The 5,782-nt window shown below is 43.4% G+C and carries 8 protein-coding genes; all 8 read left to right on the top strand.

What is annotated here, in order from left to right; genetic code table 11:
• Positions 1-858: replication protein (locus Xsto_RS19750; protein ID WP_099126189.1), on the top strand; the 858-nt coding region annotated here is incomplete at its 5' end.
• Complete coding sequence (locus Xsto_RS19745; protein ID WP_099126188.1) at positions 855-1,556, top strand: replication protein P; 702 nt, start codon at positions 855-857, stop codon at positions 1,554-1,556. The genes Xsto_RS19750 and Xsto_RS19745, both read left to right, overlap by 4 nt.
• Positions 1,557-1,742: 186 nt before the next feature.
• On the top strand, positions 1,743-1,937 hold the full coding sequence (locus Xsto_RS19735) for a DUF1187 family protein (protein ID WP_099126186.1): 195 nt from the start codon (positions 1,743-1,745) through the stop codon (positions 1,935-1,937).
• 383 nt (positions 1,938-2,320) lie between these two features.
• Positions 2,321-2,764 carry a YbcN family protein gene (locus Xsto_RS19730; RefSeq protein ID WP_099126185.1) on the top strand — a complete coding sequence of 148 codons (444 nt, stop codon included), beginning with the start codon at positions 2,321-2,323 and terminating at the stop codon, positions 2,762-2,764.
• Positions 2,765-2,833: 69 nt separating this feature from the next.
• The gene (locus Xsto_RS19725; RefSeq protein ID WP_099126184.1) at positions 2,834-3,061 is read left to right on the top strand and encodes a hypothetical protein; all 228 of its coding nucleotides are present in this window, start codon (positions 2,834-2,836) and stop codon (positions 3,059-3,061) included.
• A complete protein-coding gene (locus Xsto_RS19720; protein WP_099126183.1) occupies positions 3,033-3,632 on the top strand; it encodes a recombination protein NinG in 600 nt (199 codons plus the stop codon). Before Xsto_RS19725 ends, Xsto_RS19720 begins: the two co-directional genes overlap by 29 nt.
• Positions 3,629-3,979 carry a hypothetical protein gene (locus tag Xsto_RS19715; protein WP_099126182.1) on the top strand — a complete coding sequence of 117 codons (351 nt, stop codon included), beginning with the start codon at positions 3,629-3,631 and terminating at the stop codon, positions 3,977-3,979. The genes Xsto_RS19720 and Xsto_RS19715 overlap by 4 nt, the downstream gene beginning before the upstream one ends.
• Positions 3,976-5,106, top strand: a complete 1,131-nt coding sequence (locus tag Xsto_RS19710; protein ID WP_099126181.1) for an HNH endonuclease signature motif containing protein — start codon at positions 3,976-3,978, stop codon at positions 5,104-5,106. The genes Xsto_RS19715 and Xsto_RS19710 overlap by 4 nt, the downstream gene beginning before the upstream one ends.
• Positions 5,107-5,782 lie beyond the last annotated feature (676 nt).

The following is a 5,782-nucleotide window of genomic DNA, read 5'->3' as shown; positions in this document are numbered from 1 at the left end:
GTTTTTCTCAGAACGCTGTGGGAAAATTTGCTTATGGATGCAGCCAGACAACCTTATACCGCTAATTTCAAAGGGAAAGTGTGGCACTTACAACCCGGTCAATTAGTCGTAACGGCGGCTGATCTGGGGCTATCTCTGTGTGACCGCAACGGGAAGCCAACCAGTCGTGATGCAGTAGAACGGATGCTGGCATTTTTTGTGAAAGAGGGAATGATTTCAATCGATGGGGAGAAGCGAAAAGGCAGAGTGATCACCATCACAAATTACAGTGATTGTGTCGAAAAAATAGACAACTTACCCGCACATAAGGGCGCACATACAGCCGCACATGACGAACCCAGTAATAACGCGGCCTCAGAGCAGCACCCCGCACATGGAGGCGCACATAACCCCGCACATCATGAACAAGAATATATATTAGATACTAACGTATCTAATGATCGTCTCGGAAAAAAATCTGATTCGTTGCAGCGGTTTTTAAAACGACACCCCGATGCTCATGTTTACACTCCGTCTGGTAAATCATGGGGCACTGAGGACGATTTGAAAGCGGCGCAATGGATTTACGCACTAGTGACTGTTGTTGATCCTACTGCACCAGAACCTAACTGGCCTGAGTGGGCTAATGATATCCGGCTAATGCGCCAACAGGATAATCACACACACCATGACATTTGCTCGTTGTTCAAATGGGCCAATAAAAACCACTTCTGGCACACGAATATTCTCTCCCCGGCAAAACTGCGCAAGCAATGGCAAACGCTGACTCTCCAAAGCACCCAGAAGGAGAAACAGCCTGCCGGACATTCTGGCATTGATTTCAATAACACTGATTGGGTGGAGGAAATAACGATATGAAAAGCATCGTTACAGCCATACAGAATCGTGATGGTAAGGCATTACAGACCATGGCAGAACCACCAAAGCAGCAGCGAGCGCCGGTTGATAGGCAGGTCGCTGAAATATTTAACGAGCTATTCCGCCAGTTGAAAGGTGCGTTTCCTGCACTGATGGCGAGCATTAAAACACAGGAGGATTTCAACGAACTACGCCGCCAGTGGGTGATGGCATTTGCCGAGAATGGAATTACCACCCTTAAGCAGGTTAACGCTGGCATGAAGATTGCCAGACAGCAAGATTCGCCATTCCTACCCTCGCCGGGGCAATTTATCCAGTGGTGTAAGCAGGGTGGCATCCAAAACGCCGGGCTACCCGACGAATCTGAGTTGTACGACATGGTGATGACCTACAGTGCCAAACGTGGATTGTACGATTCCCCAGAAAATTACCCGTGGCAGTCTCATGCGTGTTACTGGATGGTGACAAAGCTCTATTCCCAAATGATGGGGCTTAATCTGAGTGAGTCAGAACTACGCAAGCGGTGCAGACAAGAGTTAATCAGTATGTCACGCCGTATGGAGTCAGGGGAGCAGATACCAGAACCGAGGGTGCAACTCACTGAATTACACATTCCTACCAGCAATGAGCGAGCGTTAGATCACCTTGCTGAAATCAGACGTAAGCTCAATTTGAAACCCCACCGTAAGGACTTTTGAGATGAAAACAATCAGATGGTTTTTATCTGATAGATGGGTTTTCAAAGAATGCATAAATATTTTGAGATTAGACCCAAATCATGTTGATGAGGTTGTTGATGCTTATTTCCATAACAACGTTTGTGGATGTCGTGATAATTCAATTATCTATAACGATATTAGACGGATTGCGAGGGCTTTTAAGAAATGAAATACCAAATCACAGCCACTATCACCAGAGCCGGTGGATTACCTGTTACTTGGCTCAGGAACTCAGATAAGAAACTCACCAAAAAAGAATGCGAGAAAATGGTCTCACCGAGGCGCAGGAATATGAATGCAGATATCAGTGTGGAGAAAGTGGAGCTGAGTAATTTTGTTTGTCGGAGGGTGGGAGTATGAGTGAAGAAATTAAAAATTGCAGCAAGTGCAATGGATTCAGGCTTAGAATAGACCACAATCAAAAGCCCAAATGTAAGTGCCAAATTACATGTTTGATGTGCCTGTTTTCTGTTGAATCAAAATTAAGCATGAAGAATGCAATTAAATTGTGGAATAAAAGAGAGGGTTGATGGAATGATTAATCCGAAATTATGCAGCAATTGTGGAACAAATGAACTTGTATTTATAGAGTCAAAATATTTTAAAAGAGAAAAAAAGTTTAAAAGTTTTGTCTTATGTAGATCGTGTAATAAAAGAACTACTCCCGTGCAGTGGTTAAGGTGTGAAAGTGATGTTAGAGAGCAAGTGTTAAATAACTGGAATAATGAGAATTGAGGATCTTTATGGAATGTAATTTTCTCTTCCATGAATCGACGAAAGAATTAGCCTGGCAACAACTCAAAGAAGTTCTCGCAACAAACCAACCTCACCGCATCATCATCAAGCCTTGGAAAAACACCAGAAGTCAATCTCAGAACGCGACCGCTCACATGTGGTTTGGCGAGATTAGCCGTTACCTGAAAGCCCAAGGCGCGAATTACTCACCGGAAGCCGTTAAGGACATGCTCAAGCATACCTTCTTGGGCTATGAGGTTGTTGATCGGGTTGATGCGAGAACGCAGGAAATTGAGCACGTCAGGACACTCCGCCAGACATCCAAACTGGACACTGGCGAGATGTTTCGATTCATGGAACAAGTTGAACAGTGGGCGGCGGGTATCCATTGCTTTGTGACGATACCGGAAAATTCAGAGTATATGAAACTCAAGTGGAGGCAGAGTCAGTGAAATACCTCCCATTCACACTCTTTTGGATAACAATCACCCTGATTATGGGACTGGCTTTAGGGGGATAAGGTGGACAAATTACCACGTAATTACGGTTGGAACAGGGTTAAGTTAGCTCAGCATAGTTATGAGGATTTAGAACGGCTCGAAATTGACGTTAAGGAAAATCACGCCTGTCAAGATGGTATTTACCTCATTGATGCAAAAGGCCGGAAAAAACTCGATGCCATCAGTTGGGCGATATACTACAAGAATAAGGCGGAATGGAATGAAAAAGCAGGTACGGAGAAAATGTAAAATCTGTCGTGAATGGTTTCATCCCCAATATAGCAATATCGAGTGGTGTAGCCCGGAACATGGTACAGAGTTAGGACTACGACGACGAAACCAAGAATACGAGAAAGCTAAACGGAAGTTAGAACGAGAACGACGACAAAAAGAAGTCACCAACCGAGATAAACTCAAGGCCCGCAAGTTAGCCGTAAAACCCCGCAGTTATTGGATTCAACAAGCCCAACGCGCCGTAAATGCCTATATCAGAGAACGAGACCGCGACTTACCGTGTGTCTCCTGTGGCACGTACACGTCTTCTCAATGGGATGCGGGGCACTATAGGACAACTTCTGCGGCTCCTCAGTTGAGATTTGATGAACGGAATATTCAGCGGCAGTGCATCGTCTGTAACCAGCATAAATCCGGGAATATTGTTCCTTACCGGGTTGAGTTAATCCGGCGTATTGGTCAGACAGCGGTAGATGCTATTGAGTCCAACCATGATCGGCATCGTTGGACGATTGAGGAATGTCAGTCTATTCGGGATAAGTACAAAGAAAAGCTCAGGGAGTTACGGGCGCGGGAGGTGGCATGATCTTCACCAACTTCGACGAGGCTCAGGCTTACGCAAGGAAGCGTCGGCTGAAAGAGGGGAGACACTTTGCTATTCGTCAGCGCAAAGAGCGTTTGTATGTCACCCGATTAGCAGACTGTAAGCGTCCGACATGGTCAACACTGGATGATTTTAGGTTTGAGTGTTACGGAGTGGTACCACATCGAGTTAAGAAACTAGAGCCGTCTGATACACCGTTAATTATTGGGTTACTGGCATCTGGCCTCTCTCAAAGGGTGGTAGCCCATAAATTTGATGTCACGCGTGGAGCAATAAGACGATTAATCAACAGGGTAAAACAACAACAGACAGTGGCGGGAATAAGATGATACTTACTCGATATGATAAAGCAAATTTGCCCGATGAAAATATAGAGTTGGCAATACTGCGAGAGCAGGTCAAATATAATCCTGAGACAGGTATTTTTACCAGTAGGTTATGTAAGGGAGTTCGGGTTAGAGGATTTATGGATAATGGATATATTGGAATTGGTATCAATTCTAAGAAATTCAAAGCCCATAGATTGGCTTGGTTTTATATGCATGGAGAATGGCCTGAGCATGGAATAGATCACATAAACGGAAATACATCTGATAATCGAATATCAAACCTAAGGCCTGCAACGCCAGCGCAAAATTCCCACAATAGGCGACTAGGGAAAAATAATACCTCTGGCGCTCGGTGTGTAACTTTAGAAAGAAGAACAAAGCGATGGCGAATACAAATAAACAGGCTCGGTCATAAGTTTTATCTCGGTAGTTACAAAAATAAAGACGAAGCAATACAGGAGGCAAATAGATTTTTAAAATTAACTGATGGTGAATTTTTTAATTGCGTTACATCAAAGCATAACCTTCCTAAAGACCAGATAGCTCTCCTTGCCTTAATTAAAAAATCCAGAGATATAAGCCCAATAAACCCACTAGAACCCAATGATAGAATATGGATTAGCCATATTTTAAGTGCGTGGGGAGCGTGGGCTTATGAAGAGCTGGACGATAAAAATAAGGTAAGCCCTATCGGTAGATTTATGGAGTCTGTTTCTGGTAGGGGAGCTATAACAGCAGATGGCATAACAACTTTGATTGAAGGGCTGCATGAAAGAGGGTATCGCGGTGATGAGCTTATCAAGAAGCTTTCGCAAATTATTGCAAACCTTAAGCACCGCTCCGTTCCTAAATGTTCAGATGAGATAGGTTTGTTTGTAGATGATCTGCTTATCCGGGTTTTTGGTGATAAATCGCCATTACTTCGCGTAGCGGTTAACTATTACGTGTATGGGCACAGGATAGAAACCATTGCGCAGTATTTATCGCGAATCGTCAAAGATGAGTTAACTATACCTCAATCAAGAGATAGGGTTCGCTGGTGCATTAGAATAATTGAGGCAAAGATGCATAAGGCGATCAACCACGAACTAGATAACGGAAGGGAAATAGATGTTAATTCGATATAAGAAAAAATAATGTGAAATACTTGCAAAAAAATTATTTTTTAGTATATTCATGTTATCCTCCGCAGGTTTTTGTGCTTGGAGGTATTAATATGAATTCCATAGCCTCGCACTCGCGGGGTTTTTTGTTTTCCACAACGGTAAGGTGCCTTTTGATAACACTTGTTATCGTTGCTTAGCATGGAGAAGGCATCTTAACCCTTGTGGAGAATGCCAAGGCTGATTGGCTGCTTAGATACTGTGTGCTTAACTGCTACCTGAAAGACTGACCTATATTCACTTATCGTGTGCGGGATGGTATGACTTGGTGCCTCATGTCGGAGATCAGTACCGACCTCCACAGCCAGTAGTCAACTCAGAATTTACAGCTCAAAGTGTACGTTACGATCAATACCTATATTGTAGTTAAATCAATATGTTAAGTGTAATTTTAGGCGTTTCGGTCAACAGGCTGATCGTCACAGATTAAGCCCGTATCAGCACCAAACTTCAAATATACACCTCACTGAATCACGCACTCGACTAACAGACAAACTTTATAATGCGCCACCCTATTTTAAGGCGTATTGATTCTGTTACGGGCTATTCAATTGAGATAAGAACCTGACCTCAGTAATATTAACTGGCTAGTTAGCAGTAGGATGAAATGACCTTTAACGAATAATAAAGTGAGGTGTTT

The organism is Xenorhabdus stockiae (assembly GCF_002632825.1).
Lineage (GTDB): Bacteria > Pseudomonadota > Gammaproteobacteria > Enterobacterales > Enterobacteriaceae > Xenorhabdus > Xenorhabdus stockiae.
Note: the sequence above shows the minus strand (reverse complement) of the source record. Positions and strands in the feature narration are given on the sequence as shown.

What these genes read in the sequence shown, in the direction of transcription:
- Xsto_RS19710 (WP_099126181.1), top strand. Translation starts at nt 3,976, where the DNA reads ATGATACTTACTCGATATGATAAAGCAAATTTGCCCGATGAAAATATA.
- Xsto_RS19720 (WP_099126183.1), top strand. Translation starts at nt 3,033, where the DNA reads ATGAAAAAGCAGGTACGGAGAAAATGTAAAATCTGTCGTGAATGGTTT.
- Xsto_RS19715 (WP_099126182.1), top strand. Translation starts at nt 3,629, where the DNA reads ATGATCTTCACCAACTTCGACGAGGCTCAGGCTTACGCAAGGAAGCGT.
- Xsto_RS19745 (WP_099126188.1), top strand. Translation starts at nt 855, where the DNA reads ATGAAAAGCATCGTTACAGCCATACAGAATCGTGATGGTAAGGCATTA.
- Xsto_RS19735 (WP_099126186.1), top strand. Translation starts at nt 1,743, where the DNA reads ATGAAATACCAAATCACAGCCACTATCACCAGAGCCGGTGGATTACCT.
- Xsto_RS19730 (WP_099126185.1), top strand. Translation starts at nt 2,321, where the DNA reads ATGGAATGTAATTTTCTCTTCCATGAATCGACGAAAGAATTAGCCTGG.